The organism is Micromonospora sp. R311 (assembly GCF_056780015.1).
The window spans coordinates 23278-44122 of sequence record NZ_JBSWCE010000028.1; the positions used below are offsets into that span (position 1 = coordinate 23278).

Consider the following 20845-nt stretch of genomic DNA (forward strand, 5'->3'; position numbering starts at 1 on the left):
GCCGGCTGCGGCTACCTGCCGGGGCGCCGTCGCCGGAGGGTCTCGTCCACCCGCAGGGTGACCTGGTACGCGACGTCCGGAACGTCGGCGAGTTCGATCCGCTCCGCGCGCAACGCGAGCTGGGCGTGCAGCTCCCGGGCCACGGCGTCGCGGAGCTCGGTCAGTAACGGCGACAGCCCGTCCGGGTCGCCCACCACGTACGCGTCGGACATGCGTCCACCGTGCGCCGGTGCGTCGCCGCCGGGCCAGCACCGGTGACATGTGTCGCCGGTGCGGTCAGCCGCCGAACCAGCCGGGCACGTCGAGGCGGAACCAGTTGGCCGGGGTGACCGCGCGCAGGTCGTCCTCCATGGCGGCGACCCGGTCCGGGCCCAGAGTGTCCGTCCAGCGCTGCCGGAGCTGGTCGAAGACCACCGCCGAGCGGCGCAGCCCGTCGTGCCCGCGCGGGGTCATCCGGACCAGCTTGCGCCGCGCGTCGTCCGGGTCGTCGGCGCGTTCCAGGTAGCCCAGGGCGACCAGCCGGTCCACCGTCTTGCCGGCCGCCTGCTTGGAGATGCCCAACCGCTGGCCCAGCTCGGTGGCCGTGGTGCCGCCGGCGCCGACCGCCTGGAGCACGAAGCCGTGCAGCGGGCGCAGCTCGGGATGCCCCTGCCGGGCCAGCTCGGCGTGCAGGTCGTCGATGAGTGTGCGGAAGCCGGCCAGCAGCAGCAGGGGCAGCAGGAAGCCGGGCCGGTCGGGGTCAGTTGCCATGTTCGACAACCAGGTTTACCATTTGGACAACCACGTTGACGATCATACGTCACGCCCGGCGGCGGCCCGTGCCCCGCGCCACCGGCTCCTTCGTCGCCGCTCCGTCACCCGCGAAAGCAGGTCGCCATGCCCGTCTTCACCCCGCACACCGCCGACACCGCGCCCGACGCCGCCCGACCCACCCTGGCGGCGGTACGCCGGAAGTTCGGCTACCTGCCCGCCGCCGTCGCCCTGATGGCCGAGTCCCCGGCGCTGCTGCAGACCTTCCTCACCGCCAACGCCGGCTTCGAGGCCGGCAGCCTCGACCCGGTGCAGCGGGAGGTGGTCGTGCTGACCGTCGCCACCCGCAACGAGTGCCACGTCTGCGTGGCCCTGCACACCGCGACGCTGACCCGGCTCGGCGCCGCCGCCGAACTGGTCGACGCGCTGCGCGCCGGCACGCCGCTGCCCGACGACCGGCTCGAGGCGCTGCGCCGCTTCACCCTGGCGGTGCTGGAGCACCGGGGCGATGTCCCCGACGAGCGGACCCGCGCCTTCCTCGCCGCCGGCCACCAGCCGCGGCAGGCCCTGGACGTGGTGCTCGGCGTCGGCGTCTACACCATCTCCACCTTCGCCAACCGGCTCACCGGCGCGCCGGTCGACCCGCCGCTGGCCGGGTACGCCTGGACGCCCGCCGGCTGACCCCGGCGGGACCGGTCAGCGGGGGCGGCGGAGCCGGCCACCGGGCGGCGGCGGGACCGGTCAGCGTTCGGCGGCGACCCGGTCGAGCCACTCGCCGTCGACATCACCCCACCCGGCGTGGGCGGGGCGACGACCGGTGCGGGAGACTGGCTCCCATGGCGGCTCGTGGCTTCCCGTACACCGATCTCAAGGACTTCCTCGCGGCCCTGGAGCAGGCGGGTGAGCTGCGGCGGGTGAGCGTCCCGGTGGACCCCACGCTGGAGATCAGCGAGATCGTCACCCGGACGGTCCGGGCGGGTGGGCCGGCGCTGCTCTTCGAACGGCCGACCCGGGGTGAGATGCCGGTGGCGATCAACCTCTTCGGCACCGAGAAGCGGATGGCGATGGCGCTCGGCGTCGGGTCGCTGGACGAGATCGGCGCCCGGATCGGCGCGCTGGTCAAGCCGGAGCTGCCGGTGGGCTGGTCCGGCATCCGGGAGGGCCTGGGCAAGGTCATGCAGCTCAAGTCGGTGCCGCCGCGCAGGGTGAGGACCGCCCCCTGCCAGCAGGTGGTCTACCGGGGCGACGACGTCGACCTGAACCGGCTGCCCGGCCTGCAGGTCTGGCCGGGCGACGGCGGGATCTTCCACAACTACGGGCTGACCCACACCAAGCACCCGGAGACCGGCAAGCGCAACCTCGGCCTCTACCGGCTCCAGCAGCACTCGCCCAACACCCTCGGCATGCACTGGCAGATCCACAAGGACTCCACCGCCCACCACGCGGTCGCCGAGCGGCTGGGCCAGCGGTTGCCGGTGGCCGTGGCGATCGGCTGCGACCCGGTGATCTCGTACGCCGCCTCCGCGCCGCTGCCCAGCGACATCGACGAGTACCTCTTCGCCGGCTTCCTGCGCGGCGAGCGGGTGGAGATGGTCGACTGCCTCACCGTGCCGTTGCAGGTGCCGGCGCACGCGCAGGTGGTGCTGGAGGGCTACCTGGAGCCCGGCGAGCGGCTGCCGGAGGGCCCGTTCGGCGACCACACCGGCTTCTACACCCCGGTCGAGCCGTTCCCGGTGCTGCACGTCGAGGCGATGACCATGCAGCGCGACCCGGTCTACCACTCGATCGTCACCTCCAAGCCGCCGCAGGAGGACCACGGTCTCGGCAAGGCCACCGAGCGCATCTTCCAGCCGCTGCTGAAGCTGCTGATCCCGGACATCGTCGACTACGACCTGCCGGCTGCCGGCGTCTTCCACAACTGCGCGATCGTGTCGATCCGCAAGCGCTACCCGAAGCACGCGCAGAAGGTGATGAACGCGATCTGGGGCGCGCACCTGATGTCGCTGACCAAGCTGATCGTGATCGTCGACGAGGACTGCGACGTGCACGACTACAACGAGGTGGCCTTCCGCGCCTTCGGCAACGTCGACTACGCCCGCGACCTGCTGCTCACCGAGGGCCCGGTGGACCACCTGGACCACTCGTCCTACCAGCAGTTCTGGGGCGGCAAGGCGGGCGTCGACGCGACCCGCAAGCTGCCCGGGGAGGGCTACACCCGGGGCTGGCCCGAGGAGATGTCGATGAGCCCCGAGGTGGTCTCCCTGGTCGACAAGCGCTGGAAGGAGTACGGAATCTGATGGCCGCCACCTCCGATCCGCGCGATCTTGCGGTTTCCGCCCCCGATTCGCCCGGTTCCTCCAGCTCTGCCGGGGCGACGAGTGCAAGATCGCGGGGCCGGGTCCGGGCCTTCCTCGACCTCGTGGCGATCGAGCACTCGGTGTTCGCGCTGCCGTTCGCGTACCTGTCGGCGTTGACCGCCATGCGGGTCGACGGGGGGCGGGTGCGGTGGGTGGACCTGCTGCTGATCACCGTGGCGATGGTCGGGGCGCGGACGTTCGCGATGGCCGCCAACCGGATCCTGGACCGGCGGATCGACGCGCGGAACCCCCGTACCGCCTCGCGTGAACTGGTCACCGGGGCGGTGAGCGTCCGCACGGCCTGGACCGGCGCGGCCGTCGCGCTGGTGGTGTTCCTGGCCGCCGCCGCCCTGCTCAACCCGCTCTGCCTGGTGCTGGCGCCGCTCGCCGTGGTGCCGCTGGTCGTCTACCCGTACGGCAAGCGGTTCACCAACTGGCCGCACGCCATCCTCGCGGTCGCCCAGGCGGTCGGCCCGGTCGGCGCCTGGCTGGCGGTCACCGGCACCCTGGCCGGCTCCGGGCCGGCCTGGCTGCTCGGCGCGGCGGTCGGGCTCTGGATCGGCGGCTTCGACCTGATCTACGCCTGCCAGGACGCCGAGGTCGACCGGCGGATCGGCGTGCACAGCGTGCCGGCCCGGTACGGGCTGCGGTTCGCGCTGCACGCCTCGACCGTCGCGCACGTGGTGACCTTCGCGCTCTTCATCTGGTTCGGCGCGCTGGTCGGGTTCGGCTGGCTCTGGTGGATCGGCCTGGCGCTGACCGCGGCCGCCTTCGGCTACCAGCACCTGGTGGTCAGCCCGACCGACCTGAGCAAGGTCAACCGGGCCTTCTTCACCGCCAACGGCTTCGTCGGCATCGCGCTGTTCGTCTTCGCCCTGCTCGACCTGGTGGTCCGGCTCGGCCTGCGGGCCTGATCCGAGCGGCTCCGGGCTCCTCCGGCCGCCGGTTGGCGGGGGGCGGGCGCCGCCCGGCGGCGGCGACCAGGCAGGCTGGTGGGCATGCGTGAGCCATGGGTGGTCGGGGTGTCCGGGGCGTCCGGCACGCCGTACGCGGCGGCCGTCGTCCGAGGGCTGCTCGACGCCGGGCAGCCGGTGGATCTGATCGTCTCCCGGGCGGCCCGGCTGACCCTGCTGGACGAGACCGGCCGCCCGTTCCGCGACGGGCACTGGGCCGAGGACCTCGCCACCTGGCTGGGCCGGGAGCTGGCCGGCGCCGACGTGCGGCACTGGCCGGCCGGCGACCTCGCGGCCGGGCCGAGCAGCGGCTCCTACCGGGTGCGCGGGATGGCGGTGGTGCCGGCGAGCACGGCGGCCTGCGCCGGCATCGCGATCGGGCTCTCCAAGGACCTGCTGCAGCGGGCGGCCGAGGTCAACCTCAAGGAGCGGCGGCCGGTGGTGGTGGTGCCCCGGGAGACCCCGGTGACCCGTAGCCACCTGGAGCACCTCATCGCGTTGCACGACGCCGGTGCGGTGGTGCTGCCGGCCAGTCCCGGCTTCTACGGCGCGGGTGCGTCGGCCTCCGCCGCGCAGCTGGTGGACTTCGTGGCCGGCAAGGTGCTGGACGCTCTCGGCGTACCGCACACCCTGTTCCGGCGCTGGTCGGGCGAGCTGGGCGCGGCCCGGGCCTGAGACTCAGGCAGGACGCGGACCGGATCCGGCGTCCGGTCCGCGTGCCGATCTCGGTGCCATTCAGTACATCCCGGCGTTGGCGGGACCCGGCCCGGTCGAGGCGGTGGGGCCCACGTTGCGCGGTTTGCCCACGTCTTCCGCCTCGTCCAGCATGCCCTCCCCTTCAAGCAGGGCTCGCACCTCGGATTCCCGAAACCGGCGATGCCCGCCTGGAGTCCGGATGCTTCCTATCCGGCCCGCCGCTGCCCATCTCGTCACAGTCTTCGGGTCAACCCGAAACAGTGCGGCGACCTCTCCCGGTGTCAGCAGGCGATCTCCAGTGTCCACAGCCCCCTCCTCGCGTCGACGAAGCCCCCGGCTGAACACACTGCCCCCGGCCGGTGCGAGCCCAGAGCCGTCATGAGGGACGTATGGCAATTACAGCACCAGCGACCTGGCCTGTCCGCCAAACGCGAAAAACGCACTGAGTGGGAAGTTAGTAAATGGTACCGGCGTCGCGCTCCCGTCACCGATGGTCTGCGAACAGTCACCTGCTGTTATAACCAACGGATGCCGAACGCCCGGCGTTACGCCTCTGCGACTAGGGTCTACATTCCGTGGACGCCATCGACCTGAGCCTCGTGGAACTGTTGCGCGGCAACGCCCGCCTGTCCTACGCCGAACTGGCCCGACAGGTCGGCCTCTCCGCGCCCGCCGTGCACGAGCGGGTCGGCAAGCTGGAGTCCGGCGGGGTGATCCGGGCCTACCGGGCGGAGATCGAGCCCGAGGCGGTCGGGCTCGGCGTGACCGCGCTGATCGGCATCATCGAGGACTCCGGCGCCGACACCGACGACGTGCTGGAGGCGTTCCGGGCGATACCCGAGATCGAGTCCTGCTACTTCATGGCCGGCGTCGAGTCGTTCCTGCTCAAGGCGCGGGTGACCACCATCGCCGAGCTGGAGCGGTTGATCGTGCGGTTGAACCGGACGCCCGGGGTGGCCTCCCCCCGCACCGGCATCGCGCTGTCGACCAAGTGGGAGAACCGCCCGCAACCGGTCAACCCGCCCCCCGCCTGACCGCCCCGCCGGCCGGCCCGGCGTCCGGGTCGGCTCCGGCGCCGCCGGTTGTGGTGCCTGCCGGGTCAGGCCGGGTGCCGCCCGGTCGGCTCTGGCGCGGCCCGGGGCGGCGGCGGTAGCGTGCGCCGATGAGTACGCCCGCGCCCGGAGCCGCCGTGGTGACCGGCGCCGCCGGCGGTCTCGGCCGGGCGCTGGCCGCCGCACTGCACGCCGACGGCTGGCCGGTGCTGCTCACCGACCTCGACCCGGCCGCGGTGGCCGCGGCCGCCGCCCCGCTCGGCGGCTGGTCCCGCCCGCTCGACGTGCGTGACGAGGCCGCCTGCGCGGACGCGGCCGCCGAGGCGGCCGGCCGGGGCGGCCTCGGGCTCTGGGTGAACAACGCCGGCATCCTGGTCACCGGGCCGTCCTGGGAGCACGACGCGGCGACCCGGCGGCGGGTCGTCGAGGTGAACACCCTCGGCGCGATCAACGGCACCCTGGCCGGGCTGGCCGTGATGCGGGCCCAGGGGCACGGGCACGTGCTCAACGTCGTCTCGCTGGCCGGGCTGATCGCCGCTCCCGGCGAGACCGTCTACGCGGCCAGCAAGCACGCCCTGCTCGCGTTCAGCCTGGGCACCCTGGCCGACCTGCGGGCGGCCGGGCACCGGGGCGTACACGTGTCGTGCCTGTGCCCGGACGGGATCTGGACGCCGATGCTGCACGACCGGCTGGACGACCCCGGGGCGGCGGTCTCCTTCACCGGCACGCTGCTCACCCCGGAACGGGTGGCCGCGCGGGCCGTCCGGCTGGCCCGGCGACCCCGGCCGGTGGTCAGCCTGCCGCGCTGGCGCGGAGCGCAGGTGCGGCTGCTGGACACGCTGCCCCGGCTCGCGCTCGGGCTGACCCCGGTGATCGGTGCGGTCGGTCGGGCCGGGCAGCGCCGGCAGCGCCGCCGGGGCGGGGCGGATCGGCCCTGACCGGCCTTGTTAGGTTTCCGGCGTGACTCATCTCGACCGGTGCGACGAGGCCAGCCGGGTCTGGGTGACCGAGGCGATCGCCACCGTGGAGGCCGACGCCAACCGGTCCGCCGACACCCACCTGCTGCCCTTCCCGCTGCCCAGGGAGTGGGGCATCGACCTCTATCTCAAGGACGAGTCGGTGCACCCCACCGGCTCGCTGAAGCACCGGCTGGCCCGTTCGCTCTTCCTGTACGGGCTCTGCAACGGCTGGATCGGCCCGGACACCACCATCGTGGAGGCCTCGTCCGGGTCGACCGCGGTCTCCGAGGCGTACTTCGCCCGGATGCTCGGGCTGCCGTTCATCGCGGTGATGCCGGCCTCCACCTCGCCCGAGAAGATCGCCCAGATCGAGTTCCAGGGCGGCCGCTGCCACCTCGTCGACGACCCGGCCAAGGTGGTCGTGGAGGCCCGCTGGCTGGCCGAGGACACCGGCGGGCACTTCATGGACCAGTTCACCTACGCCGAGCGGGCCACCGACTGGCGGGGCAACAACAACATCGCCGAGTCGATCTACGCGCAGCTCGCCCTGGAGCGGCACCCCGTGCCGGCCTGGATCGTGGTGGGCGCGGGCACCGGCGGCACCAGCGCCACCATCGGCCGGTACGCCCGGTACCGCCGGCTGCCCACCAAACTCTGCGTGGTCGACCCGGAGAACTCCGCGTTCTACCCGGCCTGGCAGGCGGCCGACTGGTCGGTCCGCACCGGCCGGGGCTCCCGGATCGAGGGGATCGGCCGGCCGAGTGTGGAGCCGTCCTTCCTGCCCTCGGTGGTCGACCGGATGGTCCAGGTGCCGGACGCCGCGTCGCTGGCCGCGATGCGGGCCGCCTCCGCGGTGCTCGGCCGGCGGGTGGGCGGTTCGACCGGCACCAACCTCTGGGGCGCGTTCGGGCTGATCGCCGGGATGCTCGCCGACGGCCGGCACGGCTCGGTGGTCACCCTGATCTGCGACGCCGGCGACCGGTACGCCGACACCTACTACGCCGACGGGTGGGTGGCCGCCCAGGGCCTCGACCTGACCCCGCACCTGGCCACCGTCGAGCGCTTCCTGGCCACCGGCGCCTGGCCGGCCTGAGCCCCTGGCTCAGCTCACCGCGGACCGCTCGGCCAGGCCCGGGTAGCGCAGCACGTAGCCGTCGGCGTCCAGGTCCAGGTCGGCGGCGTAGGTGTCGCTGGCGAACCGGACCCGTCCGGGGCCCAGCGCGGTGTAGACCTGCTCGGCGGGGACCACCAGCAGGCTCGGCACCAGCACCCAGGCGACGGTGATCCGGTGCGCGGTGTCCGGTGGCGCGTCGGTAAGCCCGAGCCGGCGTACCGGCAGGGTGTTGAAGAGGGCCGAACCGCCCAGGTCGATGTCGACCGCCTCGGCCAGCCGGTCCGGTTCGTCGGTGCCGGGCAGCCCGGCCGGTGGATTGCCGGCGGCGGTCAGCGCCGCGTCCAGGTCACCCTGCTCGGCGGTGGTCACCCGCCACCGGTCGGCCGCCCGCTCCATGCGTACGCTGCGCAGCCAGCCCGCCCCCTCGACCTCGATCTCGAGCCGGGTGCTCGCCCACCGCTCGTCTGTGGTCAGTTGATAGCGGCAGGTGTAGGGGATGGGATCCACGGCCAGCTGGGTGCCCCGTGCGGTCAGTCCCAGGGCGTCGTCGAACCGGGCGTGCTCGGCGCCGGCGGTGTCGGTACGGGTCCAGAAGAGCGACTTCGGCATGGTCGGCATGAGCCGGACGTTACGCGACCCGGCGGATGTCGGCAGCGCATGCGGAAACGCCGCCGCGGAGCCGGAGCTCCGCGACGGCGTCCATGGTCCGTCGTCCGGGTCAGTGGGTACGCGCCGCCGGCCGGCCGCCCCGCCGGTCGTCGCGCGGCCGGTCGTCCCGGCCCCGGCCCTCCGGCCGGAACCCGCCCCGGTCCCCGAAGCGCCGCTCGCCCTGCGGGCGGTCCCCGTAGCGGCGCTCGCCCTGGGGCCGGTCGCCGTAGGTGCGGCTGTCGGTCGGCCGGTCGGCGTAGCGGCGGTCGCCCTGGGGCCGGTCGCTGTAGGTGCGGCTGTCGGTCGGCCGGTCGGCGTAGCGGCGGTCGCCCTGAGGCCGGTCGCCGTAGCGGCGCTCGCCCTGGGGCCGGTCGCCGTAGGTGCGGCTGTCGGTCGGCCGGTCCCCGTAGCGGCGGTCGCCGTGCGGCCGGTCCCCGTAGCGGCGCTCGCCTTGCGGCCGGTCGCCGTAGCGGCGCTCGCCCTGAGGCCGGTCGCCGTAGCGGCGCGGGCCGCCGGGCCGGTCGCCGTGCCGGCGCGGCTCCTCGGGCTCGTTGCGCACCGGCACGCCGCTCGGCTCGCGGGCGCCGGTCAGCTCGGCGAGCGCCGGGTCGCCGGCCCGCACCCGGGTCTGCGCCGGCTCCACGCCGGCCTTCTCCAGCATGGCGAGGGTGGTCCGGCGCTGCTTGGGCAGGACCAGGGTGGCCACCGCGCCCGACTCGCCGGCCCGGGCGGTGCGCCCGGCCCGGTGCAGGTAGTCCTTCGGGTCCTTGGGCGGGTCGACGTGCAGCACCAGCGACACCCCGTCCACGTGGATGCCCCGGGCCGCCACGTCCGTGGCGACCAGCACGTTCATCCGGCCCTCGCGGAACTCGGCCAGGGTGCGGGTACGCATCCGCTGGGTCTTGCCGCCGTGCAGCCCGCCGGCCCGTACGCCCACCGCCGCCAGCTGCTCGACCAGCCGGTCCACGCCCAGCTGGGTGCGGGCGAAGACCATCGTCCGGCCCTCGCGGGCCGCGATCGACGCCGCCACCGGGAACTTGTCGTGCGGCGGGATCAGCAGCAGGTGGTGGTCCATGGTGGAGACCGACGCGGTGGACGGCGCGGTCGAGTGGGTGACCGGGTCGGTCATGAACCGCTTGACCAGCGCGTCGACGTCACCGTCCAGGGTGGCCGAGAAGAGCAGCCGCTGGGTGCCGGCCGGGGTCTTGGCGAGCAGTTCGGTGACCTCCGGCAGGAAGCCCATGTCGGCCATCTGGTCGGCCTCGTCGAGCACGGTGACCTCGACATCGTCGAGGCGGCAGACACCCCGGTCGATCAGGTCGCCGAGCCGCCCGGGGGTGGCCACGACGATCTCCACGCCGCGCCGGAGGGCGTCGATCTGCCGGTCGTACGGCACGCCGCCGACAGCGGTCTTGAGGAACACCCCGACCGCCTTGCCGAGCGGCAGCAGCGCGTCGTTGACCTGCATGGCCAGTTCCCGGGTCGGCACCAGGACCAGGGCCCTCGGGTGCAGCGGCCGGGCCCGCTCGCCGGCGGCGACCCGGGCGAGCAGTGGCAGGCCGAAGGCGAGGGTCTTGCCGGAGCCGGTCTGGCCCCGGCCGAGGACGTCCCGGCCGGCGAGCGCGTCCGGCACGGTGGCGCTCTGGATCTCGAACGGGGTGGTGATGCCCTGCCGGGTCAGCGCGCGGACCAGCGGCTGGGGCAGCCCCAGCGCGGCGAAGTCGGGGGCCGGGGTGGCGTCGACCGGCTCGGCGGCCTGCTCGGCGGCGGTCACCGCGGCGGCCTGCTCCGGGGTCTTGCCGTTGAGGGTGTCGAAGGCGGACGGAAACGTGCTGGGATCAGCAAAGGTGGTCAAGAAATGCCTTTCGAGCGGGGCGCATCTTCGCGATGGCCGGTCGCGGCTGAACGCCGCCGAATCGCCCGCAAGATCGCCCATGGGCGCGCACGACGCGCGCCGGGTCAGTGATCTCCACAAGTCTACGGCGGCGCGGCCGGTCCGCACGGCGGCGCGGAGCCGTAGTGGGCGGGCTCACCATCGCCGCCGCCGTCCGGGTCAGCCGTTCAGGACGCCGCCCACCAACCCGTCCATGGCATCGTTGGCGAGCAGTACGACCAGCACGCTGATCGCCACCAGCAGGCCCAGCGAGGCGGCCAGGACGATCACCACCCGGGTGGTGCTGGACCGCTCGGCGGCCGGGGAGTCGGCCCAGCCCTGGGCCAGGATGTGCCCGGTCAGCGAGCCCGAGTTCTCCAGCGGGTTGCCGGCCGGGAAGGAGACCGTGGCGAAGCCCGGTCCCTCGGTGCTGGCGCTGTAGACCGTGCCGGCCAGGTCCCGCCCGCCGCCGTACCGGCCGGGCTGGCCGGGTGCGGTCGCGGACGCCCGGGCGGTGAAGACCGCTGGCGGTCCCGGCGCGGCGGAGGTGGCCGGCGGTGGCGGGAACGGCGGGGCCGGCGTCGGCCCGGGCGGCGGCGGAGGCGGCGGCACCGGCGGGCCGGGCGGTGGCGCCGGCGGCCCGGGCAGCGGCGGCACCGGGCCGGGCGGGGTGGGCCCCGGCTTCGGCGGCACCGGGCCGGGCGGGTAGGGCCCGGGGGTCGGCGGCGTCGGGCGTGGCACGGGCGGGGAGGGCGCGGGCGGCTTCGGCCCGGGCACGGGCGGCACGGGTGCGGGCGCCGGTTCCGGCTCGGGAGTGGGCGGCTTCGGCGGCTGGGCCGGCTCCGGCGGCTGGGCGGGCTCGGGTGGCTCCGGGTTGACCGGTCCGGCCCGGTAGACCGTCGCCGCGCCGGCGCGGCCGTCGGCGGCCGATTCGGCCTCGTCGGCCGAGATCCGGCTCATGCCGGGGACGGCGGCGCTGGCCCGGGCCGCGGCCCCGGTGCGCTGGCCCGGAAGGGCGGGGGCGGCCAAGGCGGTGGCCCGGTAGGTGGTGGCGGCGGCCGCGGGCGGCGGCGCCCCGCCGCCCGCCGGGGAGACGGCATCCGCGACGCTCACCCGGGCGCTCGCCCGGGCGGCGCCACCGGACAGCGCCCCGGCGCCGACCGGATCGGCCGTGTCCGGTGCACCCCCGCCCGGCGTGCCTGGCCGTCCGGCGGCCGGGGCCGCCTCGGTCTTCACGGCGGCGGCCTTCTCGGCGGCGGCCGGCTCGGCCTCGTCGGCAGCGGCTGGCTCGGCCTTCACGGGCGCCGACCCGGCCACAGCGGGGGCCGGCTCGGTGGGGGCCGCCTCGGCCGTCTCAACGGCGGCTCGATCCGTGTCCTCGGCCGTGCCGGACCGGTCGGTGGTCGGCCCGGGGTCGGCGGGGGACGGCCGGACGGCGGGCGGCTCGGCCGACTCCCGAGCCGTCACCTCGGCCCGGTCGGCCGGGCGCGGCGCGTCGTCGTCCGGCTCCGCCGGAATCTGCTGATCGGCCATGTGCTCGCCCTCCGCGCCACGCTCGCACCCGGGTCCGCGGCGACGGTCCGGGCGTGCCTGATTGTCACCGTGCCACATTCCGACCCGGCCGCACAGCCGGAGTCCGTTCCGCGTCGGTACGCGCCCGGCGCCGGAAGACGCCGGCCGGCCCGCTGCCGCGTCAGCTACCCGCGCTCGGGCTCCCTGAATCGCTCGCCGCGCTGCTGCTGGCCTCGGCGCTGCTGCTGGCCGCCGCGCTGCTGCTGGCCGGGGCCGAGGTGGTCGCGGCGGTGGTGGGCGTCGGGGACGGGGAGTCGGTCGGGCTCGGCGAGGTGGTGCCGGTAGGCGTCGGCGAGGCGGTCCCGGTCGGGGACGGGCTCGTCGTGCCGGTCGGCTTCGGCGTGGGCGACTGCGTGGGCGACTGCGTGGGCTTGGGGCTGGTGGTCTGCGTCGGCGTCGGCGTCGGCGTCGGGACCTGGGTCTGGGTCGGGGTGGGTGCCGGGGTCGGAGACTGGGTGGCCGGGGCGGGCACCGCACCGATCACCCGGGTGGCCGCGTAGAGCCGGGACCAGCGGACCGTGGAGATCTTGACGACGTCGCCGGTGGTCGGCGCGTGGATCATCTTGCCGCCGCCGATGTACATCCCCACGTGGTGGATGCTCGTCCAGCTGCTGCCCGAGGCGAAGAAAAGCAGGTCGCCAGGGAGGAGCGCGGTGCGGGCCACCGTCCGGGAGCGGGTCGCGTAGTACTGGTCGCGGGAGACCCGGGGCAGGGCGCGGTAGCCCGCCGAGCGGTACGCGGCCCACATCAGCCCGGAGCAGTCGAACCGGTCCGGTCCCTCGGCCGCCCAGAGGTAGGGGTCACCGAGCTGTGCCTTGGCGTACGCCACCGCGGCCAGCGCCATCGGGTGCGCGGCCAGCCCGTTGACGGTCTCGTTGGCGAGGTAGCCGGCACCGAGCCGCTGCTCGGCCGCCTCCTGCTGCTTCTCGATCTCGATCAGCTGCGCGGCGTTGTCCTTGCGCAGCTTGAGCAGCTTGGTCTCCTCGGCGCGGAGGGCCTGCTCGGTGCTGGCGTACTCCTGCTGGGCGCCGCGGGCCCGGGAGTCGGCCGCCAGCCATGCCTGGTAGGCCACCTGCTCGCCGGTGCGGGCCCGGGACAGCTCGCCGTCGGCGGCGGTGGTGCCACCCTCGGCCTTCTCCCCCCGGGTGATCCGGGAGAGCCGGTTGAGGTCGTGCAGGTCGGAGGCGAACCCGCCCGGCGGCAGGGCCGCGGCGGCCTTGAGTGCGTCGGCCGCGGCGGCGTCCGCGCCCTGCTGCGCCCGGGCGAGCGCGTCCCGGGCGAGGTCGAGGTCGCGCTTGGCCATGGCCAGCTGGCCGTCCGCCTCGGTGCGCTTCTGCCGCAGCAGCAGCAACTGGTCACCGAGCTGGCCGACCCGCACCTCGGCCGCGTAGATCGCGCTGGCCAGGGGGCCGTTGCCCACGTTGGACACCGGCGCGCCGGGAGTGCCGGACAGGCCGGGGACCGGCGCGCCGCCGGGCAGTAGCAGCGAACCGCTGTAGGTGGGGCGGGCGCCGGTGTCGGGGACGCTGGTGGGCAGCGCGGGCTCCGCGTAGGACGGGCTGGCCAGCACCGTGGCGGCGACGGCGCCGAGCAGGGCGGACCAGAGCGCCGGGCGTAGCACCGGCGAGATCACCGGCCGCCGTCGTCCGTGTCGCCGCCCGCGCCCGCTGTCGACCATTCCGCTCCCCGTCCGGTGCTGCCGCCACGCTCGGTGGGCGCGGCCGTGCGGACGCTACCAGTGTGTGTCGCGTCCCTCCCTGTCTTACCGCACGGAGACAGCGATGTCGATGCGTCGCCAGGTAACGGCAGGCTGAGAGTTCGGTGAGCGCGGGCACCCGCGCCGACCGTGCCGGAGACCGCCGGCGGGGGCGACGTAGGCTCGATCCCGACCTGCAGGTGGAAGGGACGTGGCTTTCGATGGACGCCGGACTCAAGCGGGAGCTCGAAGCGAAGGTGTACGCCGGGGAGCGGCTGACCCGGGAGGACGGCATCGCCCTCTACTCCAGCGACGACCTGGTCTGGCTGGGGCGGTTGGCGCACCACCGGCGTACCGAGCTCAACGGCGACCGGGTCATGTTCAACGTCAACCGGCACCTGAACCTGACCAACGTCTGCTCCGCCTCCTGCGCCTACTGCTCGTTCCAGCGCAAGCCGGGCGAGAAGGACGCCTACACGATGCGCATCGACGAGGCGGTCCGCAAGGCCAAGGAGATGGAGGACGAGCAGCTCACCGAGCTGCACATCGTCAACGGCCTGCACCCCACGCTGCCCTGGCGCTACTACCCCAAGGTGCTGCGCGAGTTGAAGGCCGCGCTGCCGAACGTCAAGCTCAAGGCGTTCACGGCGACCGAGGTGCAGTGGTTCGAGAAGATCAGCGGGCTGGGCGCCGACGAGATCCTCGACGAGCTGATGGACGCCGGCCTGGAGTCGCTGACCGGCGGCGGCGCGGAGATCTTCGACTGGGAGGTCCGGCAGCACATCGTCGACCACGCCTGCCACTGGGAGGACTGGTCGCGGATCCACCGGCTGGCCCACGCGAAGGGCATGAAGACCCCGTCGACCATGCTCTACGGGCACATCGAGGAGCCCCGGCACCGGGTCGACCACGTGCTGCGGCTGCGCGAGCTGCAAGACGAGACCGGCGGCTTCGTGGTCTTCATCCCGCTGCGCTACCAGCACGACTTCGTCGACTCGGCGGACGGCAAGATCCGCAACCGGATCCAGGCCCGGACGACGATGGCCTCCCCGGCCGAGTCGCTGAAGACGTTCGCGGTCTCCCGGCTGCTGTTCGACAACGTCCCGCACGTGAAGTGCTTCTGGGTGATGCACGGGCTGTCGGTCGCCCAGCTCTCGCTCAACTTCGGCGTCGACGACCTGGACGGCTCGGTGGTCGAATACAAGATCACCCACGACGCGGACGCGTACGGCACCCCGAACACGATGCACCGGGACGACCTGCTGCACCTGATCTGGGACGCCGGCTTCCGGCCGGTGGAGCGGAACACCCGCTACGCGGTGGTCCGCGAGTACGACACCGCGCCGTCGCTGGCCGAGCGCCGCGCCGAGCCGCAGCGGGTCTGGGCCTGAGAGACCGTCGGGACACCCCCGGCAGCGGGGTCTCCCGACGGTCTCCGGGCCGGCACGTACCCTCGTAGGCGATGACCGAGCAGCAGAGCGGGTTCCCGCGGCGTGACGCCGAGGGCCGCATCCGTACCCTGGGTGACCTGCTCGGGGTGAGCCTGGCCGGCCTGGTCATCGGCGTGCTGGCGCTGGTGCTCTTCGACTGGGTGTTCGCCCTGGTCGGCGGCGGCGACTTCGGCCGGGCCAACGGCTGGCTGGCGGTGATCCTGCCGGCCTGGCTGTTCTGGGACGATTTCCGGGCGTGGGCGTTCGGCGCCGCACGGGTGGTGGCGGCGCTGCTGGCCGCCGCGGTCGGGGTGGTCGCCGGGCTGGTGGTGGCCGGCCTGGTCGCCGGTCTGCCGCCGTTGGCGTCCGGCGCGCTGGCCGCGACCGCATTCACGCTCGGCTACGCGGTGGTGTGGTTCCCGGGCGTGCGCTGGCTGGCCCGTCGGACGGGCTGAGGCTTCCGCCGGTGGTCCCGGCGGTGGAGAACGGAGTGGAAGAGTGAGCGCGAGGAGTGCGCCGGGTCTGCCAGCCCCGCGGTCGCGAACCGAGGTGACGCCGTGAGCGCGGCGGTCAAGTACACGCTGGCCCGGATCGGCCTGTTCGTCGTCGTGCTGGCGGCGCTCTGGCTGGTCGACATGAACGTCTTCCTGAAGCTGATGCTGGCGCTCGCCTTCTCCGCCGCGGCCTCCTTCTTCCTGCTGCGCGGCTGGCGCGACGAGATGGCGGAGGAGATGGCCGCCGCCGCCGAGCGCCGCCGGGCCGAGAAGGAACGTCTCCGCGCGGCCCTCGCCGGCGATGACCAGCCCGCCCCGGACGACTCCGGCGAGCGCCCCGACTCGAAGTGAGCGGGAGGTTCGCGCCACCCGGGGACGGGCCCGGGCTGACGCGGACCTCCTGGTCGTCGCCGGGTGAGCGCCGGCCCCGCCGGGGCGGGGCCGGCGGGTCAGCTCACCAGTTGGTGGAGCCGGGGACGTTCGGCCAGGGGAGGCGTTCCGGCTTGATCAGGTAGACCACGCCGCCGGAGCCGCCGGACACCCCGCCGCTGGCGTTGATCCGCTTGGTCCGCAGCCAGATCTGCTCGAACTGCTCACGGGAGTAGACGTTGCGGACCACGTCGTTGCTGGAGGAGGCGGGGTCGTTGACGATCACGTCGCCGTCGGCGGTGAAGCCGACCACCACGAAGAGGTGCCCCGAGGTGCCGTAGTTCGCCCCGTCCAGCTCGCTGGCGAGGAAGGACTGGCTGGTCACCACCGGGATGCCGGCGGCGATGAAGCGCTCCAGCTCGTCCAGCGAGTGCAGGCGGGTGACCCGCCCCTCCAGGCCGGGGAAGCTGGCGGCGTACGCGGTGTTGAACGGCCAGTTGCCGGCGCCGTCGTAGGCGTAGTCGTAGACCATCCGGGCGGCGTGGTTGACCGTCGGGTCCGGATAGGTCGGGTCGACCCAGGCGGTGTCCTCCTCGGACGCCTTCCGCCCCCAGTACTCGATCACCATCGTGGTGGAGGTGGGGGAGCACCAGGCCTGGCCGCCACCGTCGTACTCGGGGTAGTGGCCGCTGTGGACGTTCTGCGAGTAGCGCGGCACGGGAAGCTCGATGCCCCAGGCGATCCCGCCGGGGCTCGGGGCGACGGTGAACCGGTCCGGCACGGTGGAGCTCATCGCGCCGAGCGTGTGGACCACCGGTGCGGCGTGCTGGCCGGGCGCCCGGTAGAGGGTGACCCGCAGCTGGTACGCGCGCAGCAGCACGCCGGCCGCGGCGTCGTCGATGCTGAAGGTGTCGGTCCAGATGGTCGACCAGGGGTCGCCCTGCCGGTTCACGCTGGTGCGCTTGATGTCGGCGTCGCCCTCGGCCCAGCGGCCCATGACGTACCACGGGGTCTGGCCGCCGGTGTTGTACGTGCCCTGCAGCTCGACCTGGATCCAGGTGCCGGCCGGGGTGTCCGCGTTCCACGAGGCGATCAACTCGGTGGCGTCGAACCCGACCTGGGTCAGCGGGGCGGTCCAGGTGGCGTACTCCCAGGTCCGGGTGGTCCCGGTGTGCGGATCGGTGTAGGCGGTGGTGCCGGCCGGCCGGGCCAGGGTGAGGCCCGGGTGGGCGCCGGGCACGGCCCGGGTGCCGGCGTGGGTGCCCCGACGCCAGTCGGGGTACCGCGACCACTCGTGGAAGGTGATCTGCTCGTCGTGCACCACCGGCTGGCCGGCCGGGGCCGCGACCGGCGTGGCGCCGACGGGTGCCGTCGTGCCGAGGAGGGCGAGCGCGGTGACGCCGGCGAGGACGGCCGCGGATAGACGTGGTCTGGGCATCGCTACTCCACAGGGAAGGAGGTGGGGCATCGTTGCCGGTCAGTCTCCCGCTCGCAAGGAAGTTTCGCCATAGGTCGACAGATGGAAAATCCTTGCCGGTGTGAGGATCAGGCTGGCATGGACCAAACAGCGATGAATATTGATATGACCATGTGACTGGTGGTGGAGTGTCCCCCACCGAGCGGGATCTCCCGCCCTCCGAGGAGGTTGTCCATGGCCTTCCGCACCTCAACCCTCCGCCGCCGGCTGGCGCTCGCCGTCGCCACCGGGCTCGGACTGCTCACCGTCGCCGCCGCACCGGCCACCGCGCGGCCGGCCCCGGACCGCGACGCCGGACCGGCCGCCGCGTCCTACCGGGTGCTCGGCCCGCGTACGGTGGCCGACCGCACCGCGGTCGCCGGCACCGGCGCCGCGATCGACTACGTCGAGCACGGCGTGCTCAACGTCTCGGCCACGCCGGCCGAGGCGGCCGCCATCACCCGGCTCGGCTTCCGGCTGGAGGCGGTCCCCGCCCCGTCCGCCGAGGGCCACGGCCACAGCCACGCCGAGGGGGACGTCGGCACCACCGCCTTCCCGCCGGCCGACTCGAACTACCACGACTACGCCGAGCTGACCGCCGTGGTGAACCAGGTGGTCGCGGACCACCCGGCCATCGCCCGGAAGATCAGCATCGGCAGCTCGTACGAGGGCCGCGACCTGATGGCGGTGAAGATCTCCGACAACGTCGGCACCGACGAGGCCGAGCCGGAGATCCTCTTCAACTCCCAGCAGCACGCCCGTGAGCACCTCACCGTCGAGATGGCGATCTACCTGCTCAACCTCTTCACCGACAGCTACGGCTCCGACTCCCGGGTGACCAGCATCGTCAACAGCCGGGAGATCTGGATCGTGCCGACGGTCAACCCGGACGGCAGCGAGTACGACATCGCCACCGGCTCCTACCGCTCCTGGCGGAAGAACCGGCAGCCGAACAGCGGCTCGTCCTACGTGGGCACCGACCTGAACCGCAACTGGTCCTACCAGTGGGGCTGCTGCGGCGGGTCGTCCGGCTCCACCTCGTCGGACACCTACCGCGGCCCGTCGGCGTTCTCCGCGCCGGAGACCCGGGCGCTGCGCGACTTCGTCAGCAGCCGGGTGGTCGGCGGCGTGCAGCAGATCAAGGCCAACATCGACTTCCACACCTACTCGCAGCTGGTGCTCTGGCCGTTCGGCTACACGTACAACAACACCGCCCCCGGGATGACGACGGACCAGTACAACACCTTCGCCACCCTGGGCCAGCAGATGGCGAACACCAACGGCTACACCCCGCAGCAGTCCAGCGACCTCTACATCACCGACGGCGACAGCATCGACTGGATGTGGGGCACCCACGGCATCTGGGCGTACACCTTCGAGATGTACCCGGGTTCGGCGACCGGGGGCGGCTTCTACCCGCCCGACGAGGTGATCCCGCGGGAGACCTCGCGCAACCGGGAGGCGGTGCTGCTGCTCAGCGAGTACGCCGACTGCCCGTACCGGGTGATCGGCAAGCAGGCGCAGTACTGCGGCGGTGGCGGCGGCACCACGGTGTGGTCGGACACCTTCGAGACCGCGACCGGCTGGACGACCAACCCGAACGGCACCGACACCGCGACCCGCGGCGCCTGGGAGCGGGGCGCCGCGCAGGCGACCACGTCCAGCGGCGCCAAGCAGCTCACCCCGTACGCCGGCAGCAACGACCTGGTCACCGGCCGGCTGGCCGGCGTCGGCGCGGGTGACTACGACGTCGACGGCGGGGTGACCAGCGCCCGGTCGCCGGCGGTGACCCTGCCCTCCACGGGCACGCTGACCCTCTCGCTGGCCTGGTACCTGGCGCACGGGTCGAACGCCTCGTCGGCGGACTACCTCCGGGTCAGCGTGGTGCACAGCGGCGGCACCACCGCCCTGCTCACCCAGTCCGGGGCGGCCACCAACCGCAACGGCGCCTGGGCGGTGGCGAACCTGAACCTCACGCCGTACGCCGGGCAGTCGGTGCGGATCCTGGTCGAGGCGGCGGACGCCTCGGGCGCGAGCCTGGTCGAGGCGGCTGTGGACAACGTCACCATCACCAGCTCCTGACCGGTGGGGCCCCGTTCCGCCCCCGACGGGGCCCCACCCACCAGCCCGTTCGAGGACATATCGCCGCCGGACGGCCGCCGGTGACCCGCGCCAGCGCGGGCCGGACGGCCGGCCGGCGGCGATCGGTCCGTCGGCGGATGAGCACGTCCGGGCGGTGCGCTACGGTCTTACCGACCATCCCGCAGCGAAGCCGGTGCGAAACCGGCGCTGTCCCGCAACTGTGATGCCCCGTGCGGCGTCGCCGGCCCCGGCCGGTGTCCGACGCGCGGTGGACGAGCCAGGTCGCCTGCGGAGCGGTCGCGACCCGCGCTCTCGAGGAAGGGCGCCTCGCGGACGGGCGCACGGGGTCCCTGTCGGCGAAGCACCACGCTCCTCGACCGACAGGAGGACAGATGTCCAGACGTATCCCCCGGCTCTTCGCCGCGACCCTCGCGGTCGCCGCGCTCGCCCTCGGCGCCTGCGCCGAGAAGACCTCCGACACGCCCGCCGCCGGCGGCAGCAGCAGCGCCGGCACTTCCGCCTACCCGGTCACCGTCGGCGAGCTCACGCTGGAGAAGCGGCCCGAGAAGATCGTGTCGCTCTCCGCGTCGGCCACCGAGATGCTCTACGCGATCGGCGCCGGCCCGCAGGTCACCGCCGTCGACGACAATTCGAACTACCCGCCGGACGCGCCGAAGACCGACCTCTCCGGCTTCTCGCCGAACGCCGAGGCGATCGCCGGCAAGAGCCCCGACCTGGTGGTGCTCTCCGACGACCGGAACAAGATCGTCGAGCAGCTCGGCACGCTGAAGATCCCGGTCTACATCACCCGGGCGGCGACCACGCTCGACGACTCGTACCGGCAGATCACCGACCTGGGCGCGCTCACCGGCCACCCGGCCGAGGCCGCCGACGTCACCAAGCGGATGAAGGACGACATCGCCAAGCTGGTCGCCGGCCTGCCGCAGCGCGCCGAGAAGCTGACCTACTACCACGAGCTCGGCCCGGAGCTGTACACCGCGACCAGCAAGACCTTCATCGGCTCGCTCTACGCGATGGCGGGCCTTGCGAACATCGCCGACCCGGCCGACGCCGACGGCAAGAACGGCGGCTACCCGCAGCTGTCCCAGGAGGTGATCGTCAAGGCGGACCCGGACTTCGTCTTCCTCGCCGACACCAAGTGCTGCCAGCAGAGCGCCGAGACGGTCAAGGCCCGCGCCGGCTGGGCCGGGATCACCGCGGTCAAGAACAACCAGGTCGTCGGGCTGGACGACGACATCGCCTCGCGCTGGGGCCCCCGCGTGGTGGACCTGCTCCGGGCCATCATCGACGCGGTCGCCAAGGCCCAGGCGTGACCCGCACCCG

The 20845-nt window shown here is 73.8% G+C and carries 20 protein-coding genes and 1 riboswitch; of the genes, 12 read left to right on the forward strand and 8 right to left on the reverse strand.

The genetic code is table 11. From position 1 onward, the window contains the following. Positions 1–11 precede the first annotated feature (11 nt). On the reverse strand, positions 12–212 hold the full coding sequence (locus AC1WTP_RS23080) for a hypothetical protein (RefSeq protein WP_481651356.1): 201 nt from the start codon (positions 210–212) through the stop codon (positions 12–14). 64 nt (positions 213–276) lie between these two features. Then, entirely contained in the window at positions 277–750 is a 474-nt protein-coding gene (locus AC1WTP_RS23085) for a MarR family winged helix-turn-helix transcriptional regulator (protein ID WP_481651357.1), read from the reverse strand. A gap of 126 nt (positions 751–876) precedes the next feature. On the opposite strand from AC1WTP_RS23085, the gene AC1WTP_RS23090 reads away from it, so the two are divergent. From AC1WTP_RS23090 to AC1WTP_RS23105, 4 genes are all read left to right on the forward strand, one after another. Further along, on the forward strand, positions 877–1431 hold the full coding sequence (locus AC1WTP_RS23090; RefSeq protein WP_481651358.1) for a carboxymuconolactone decarboxylase family protein: 555 nt from the start codon (positions 877–879) through the stop codon (positions 1429–1431). Between the two features lie 155 nt (positions 1432–1586). Further along, positions 1587–3047: a menaquinone biosynthesis decarboxylase gene (locus tag AC1WTP_RS23095; protein WP_481651359.1), complete on the forward strand. Its 1461-nt coding sequence runs from the start codon at positions 1587–1589 to the stop codon at positions 3045–3047. Then, complete coding sequence (gene mqnP / locus AC1WTP_RS23100) at positions 3047–4021, forward strand: menaquinone biosynthesis prenyltransferase MqnP (protein WP_481651360.1); 975 nt, start codon at positions 3047–3049, stop codon at positions 4019–4021. Before AC1WTP_RS23095 ends, mqnP begins: the two co-directional genes overlap by 1 nt. Before the next feature lie 84 nt (positions 4022–4105). Further along, positions 4106–4735 carry a UbiX family flavin prenyltransferase gene (locus AC1WTP_RS23105; RefSeq protein ID WP_481651361.1) on the forward strand — a complete coding sequence of 210 codons (630 nt, stop codon included), beginning with the start codon at positions 4106–4108 and terminating at the stop codon, positions 4733–4735. 60 nt (positions 4736–4795) lie between these two features. Here the strand turns inward: AC1WTP_RS23105 and AC1WTP_RS23110 are convergent, their stop codons facing one another. Beyond that, positions 4796–5062, reverse strand: coding sequence for a BldC family transcriptional regulator (locus tag AC1WTP_RS23110; RefSeq protein ID WP_481651362.1), 267 nt, complete (start codon positions 5060–5062; stop codon positions 4796–4798). Between the two features lie 269 nt (positions 5063–5331). Here AC1WTP_RS23110 and AC1WTP_RS23115 point away from each other — a divergent pair, with 269 nt between their 5' ends. The 3 genes from AC1WTP_RS23115 to cds1 all read left to right on the forward strand — a co-directional run bounded on the left by AC1WTP_RS23115 (position 5332) and on the right by cds1 (position 7860). Continuing rightward, positions 5332–5790 carry an Lrp/AsnC family transcriptional regulator gene (locus AC1WTP_RS23115; RefSeq protein WP_481651363.1) on the forward strand — a complete coding sequence of 153 codons (459 nt, stop codon included), beginning with the start codon at positions 5332–5334 and terminating at the stop codon, positions 5788–5790. Positions 5791–5918: 128 nt separating this feature from the next. Then, on the forward strand, positions 5919–6746 hold the full coding sequence (locus AC1WTP_RS23120; RefSeq protein ID WP_481651364.1) for an SDR family NAD(P)-dependent oxidoreductase: 828 nt from the start codon (positions 5919–5921) through the stop codon (positions 6744–6746). Between the two features lie 22 nt (positions 6747–6768). Next, positions 6769–7860, forward strand: coding sequence for an L-cysteine desulfhydrase Cds1 (cds1, locus tag AC1WTP_RS23125; protein WP_481651365.1), 1092 nt, complete (start codon positions 6769–6771; stop codon positions 7858–7860). 9 nt (positions 7861–7869) lie between these two features. On the opposite strand, the gene AC1WTP_RS23130 is transcribed toward cds1, so the two are convergent. The 4 genes from AC1WTP_RS23130 to AC1WTP_RS23145 all read right to left on the reverse strand — a co-directional run bounded on the left by AC1WTP_RS23130 (position 7870) and on the right by AC1WTP_RS23145 (position 13652). Next, positions 7870–8499: a putative glycolipid-binding domain-containing protein gene (locus AC1WTP_RS23130; protein WP_481651366.1), complete on the reverse strand. Its 630-nt coding sequence runs from the start codon at positions 8497–8499 to the stop codon at positions 7870–7872. Between the two features lie 100 nt (positions 8500–8599). Next, the gene (locus AC1WTP_RS23135; RefSeq protein ID WP_481651367.1) at positions 8600–10384 is read right to left on the reverse strand and encodes a DEAD/DEAH box helicase; all 1785 of its coding nucleotides are present in this window, start codon (positions 10382–10384) and stop codon (positions 8600–8602) included. Between the two features lie 198 nt (positions 10385–10582). Next, positions 10583–11935, reverse strand: coding sequence for a hypothetical protein (locus tag AC1WTP_RS23140; protein ID WP_481651368.1), 1353 nt, complete (start codon positions 11933–11935; stop codon positions 10583–10585). 160 nt (positions 11936–12095) lie between these two features. Then, on the reverse strand, positions 12096–13652 hold the full coding sequence (locus AC1WTP_RS23145) for a C40 family peptidase (RefSeq protein ID WP_481651369.1): 1557 nt from the start codon (positions 13650–13652) through the stop codon (positions 12096–12098). A 239-nt stretch (positions 13653–13891) separates the two neighbouring features. Here AC1WTP_RS23145 and mqnE point away from each other — a divergent pair, with 239 nt between their 5' ends. The 3 genes from mqnE (at position 13892) to AC1WTP_RS23160 (ending at position 15945) form a co-directional block, all read left to right on the forward strand. Next, a complete protein-coding gene (gene mqnE, locus AC1WTP_RS23150; protein WP_481651370.1) occupies positions 13892–15061 on the forward strand; it encodes an aminofutalosine synthase MqnE in 1170 nt (389 codons plus the stop codon). 71 nt (positions 15062–15132) lie between these two features. Then, positions 15133–15555 (forward strand): hypothetical protein, encoded by a 423-nt coding sequence (locus AC1WTP_RS23155; protein WP_481651371.1) that lies wholly within the window; start codon positions 15133–15135, stop codon positions 15553–15555. 102 nt (positions 15556–15657) lie between these two features. Next, entirely contained in the window at positions 15658–15945 is a 288-nt protein-coding gene (locus AC1WTP_RS23160; RefSeq protein ID WP_481651372.1) for a DUF4229 domain-containing protein, read from the forward strand. Between the two features lie 103 nt (positions 15946–16048). Here the strand turns inward: AC1WTP_RS23160 and AC1WTP_RS23165 are convergent, their stop codons facing one another. Next, positions 16049–17401: a peptidase C39 family protein gene (locus tag AC1WTP_RS23165; protein ID WP_481651373.1), complete on the reverse strand. Its 1353-nt coding sequence runs from the start codon at positions 17399–17401 to the stop codon at positions 16049–16051. 213 nt (positions 17402–17614) lie between these two features. Between AC1WTP_RS23165 and AC1WTP_RS23170 the strand changes: the two genes are divergently transcribed. Together AC1WTP_RS23170 and AC1WTP_RS23175 are read left to right on the forward strand one after the other, a co-directional pair. After that, positions 17615–19501, forward strand: a complete 1887-nt coding sequence (locus AC1WTP_RS23170; RefSeq protein ID WP_481651374.1) for a M14 family metallopeptidase — start codon at positions 17615–17617, stop codon at positions 19499–19501. A 189-nt stretch (positions 19502–19690) separates the two neighbouring features. Then, positions 19691–19783, forward strand: a riboswitch (cobalamin riboswitch). Positions 19784–19893: 110 nt separating this feature from the next. Beyond that, positions 19894–20835, forward strand: a complete 942-nt coding sequence (locus tag AC1WTP_RS23175) for an ABC transporter substrate-binding protein (RefSeq protein ID WP_481651375.1) — start codon at positions 19894–19896, stop codon at positions 20833–20835. The last annotated feature ends 10 nt before the right edge of the window (positions 20836–20845 follow it).

Bases quoted from the DNA above. Each gene is read 5' to 3' on its own strand.
- AC1WTP_RS23080 (WP_481651356.1), bottom strand. From the start codon at position 212: ATGTCCGACGCGTACGTGGTGGGCGACCCGGACGGGCTGTCGCCGTTA.
- AC1WTP_RS23085 (WP_481651357.1), bottom strand. From the start codon at position 750: ATGGCAACTGACCCCGACCGGCCCGGCTTCCTGCTGCCCCTGCTGCTG.
- AC1WTP_RS23090 (WP_481651358.1), top strand. From the start codon at position 877: ATGCCCGTCTTCACCCCGCACACCGCCGACACCGCGCCCGACGCCGCC.
- AC1WTP_RS23095 (WP_481651359.1), top strand. From the start codon at position 1,587: ATGGCGGCTCGTGGCTTCCCGTACACCGATCTCAAGGACTTCCTCGCG.
- mqnP (WP_481651360.1), top strand. From the start codon at position 3,047: ATGGCCGCCACCTCCGATCCGCGCGATCTTGCGGTTTCCGCCCCCGAT.
- AC1WTP_RS23105 (WP_481651361.1), top strand. From the start codon at position 4,106: ATGCGTGAGCCATGGGTGGTCGGGGTGTCCGGGGCGTCCGGCACGCCG.
- AC1WTP_RS23120 (WP_481651364.1), top strand. From the start codon at position 5,919: ATGAGTACGCCCGCGCCCGGAGCCGCCGTGGTGACCGGCGCCGCCGGC.
- AC1WTP_RS23130 (WP_481651366.1), bottom strand. From the start codon at position 8,499: ATGCCGACCATGCCGAAGTCGCTCTTCTGGACCCGTACCGACACCGCC.
- AC1WTP_RS23140 (WP_481651368.1), bottom strand. From the start codon at position 11,935: ATGGCCGATCAGCAGATTCCGGCGGAGCCGGACGACGACGCGCCGCGC.
- AC1WTP_RS23145 (WP_481651369.1), bottom strand. From the start codon at position 13,652: ATGGTCGACAGCGGGCGCGGGCGGCGACACGGACGACGGCGGCCGGTG.
- mqnE (WP_481651370.1), top strand. From the start codon at position 13,892: ATGGACGCCGGACTCAAGCGGGAGCTCGAAGCGAAGGTGTACGCCGGG.
- AC1WTP_RS23155 (WP_481651371.1), top strand. From the start codon at position 15,133: ATGACCGAGCAGCAGAGCGGGTTCCCGCGGCGTGACGCCGAGGGCCGC.
- AC1WTP_RS23165 (WP_481651373.1), bottom strand. From the start codon at position 17,401: ATGCCCAGACCACGTCTATCCGCGGCCGTCCTCGCCGGCGTCACCGCG.
- AC1WTP_RS23170 (WP_481651374.1), top strand. From the start codon at position 17,615: ATGGCCTTCCGCACCTCAACCCTCCGCCGCCGGCTGGCGCTCGCCGTC.
- AC1WTP_RS23175 (WP_481651375.1), top strand. From the start codon at position 19,894: ATGTCCAGACGTATCCCCCGGCTCTTCGCCGCGACCCTCGCGGTCGCC.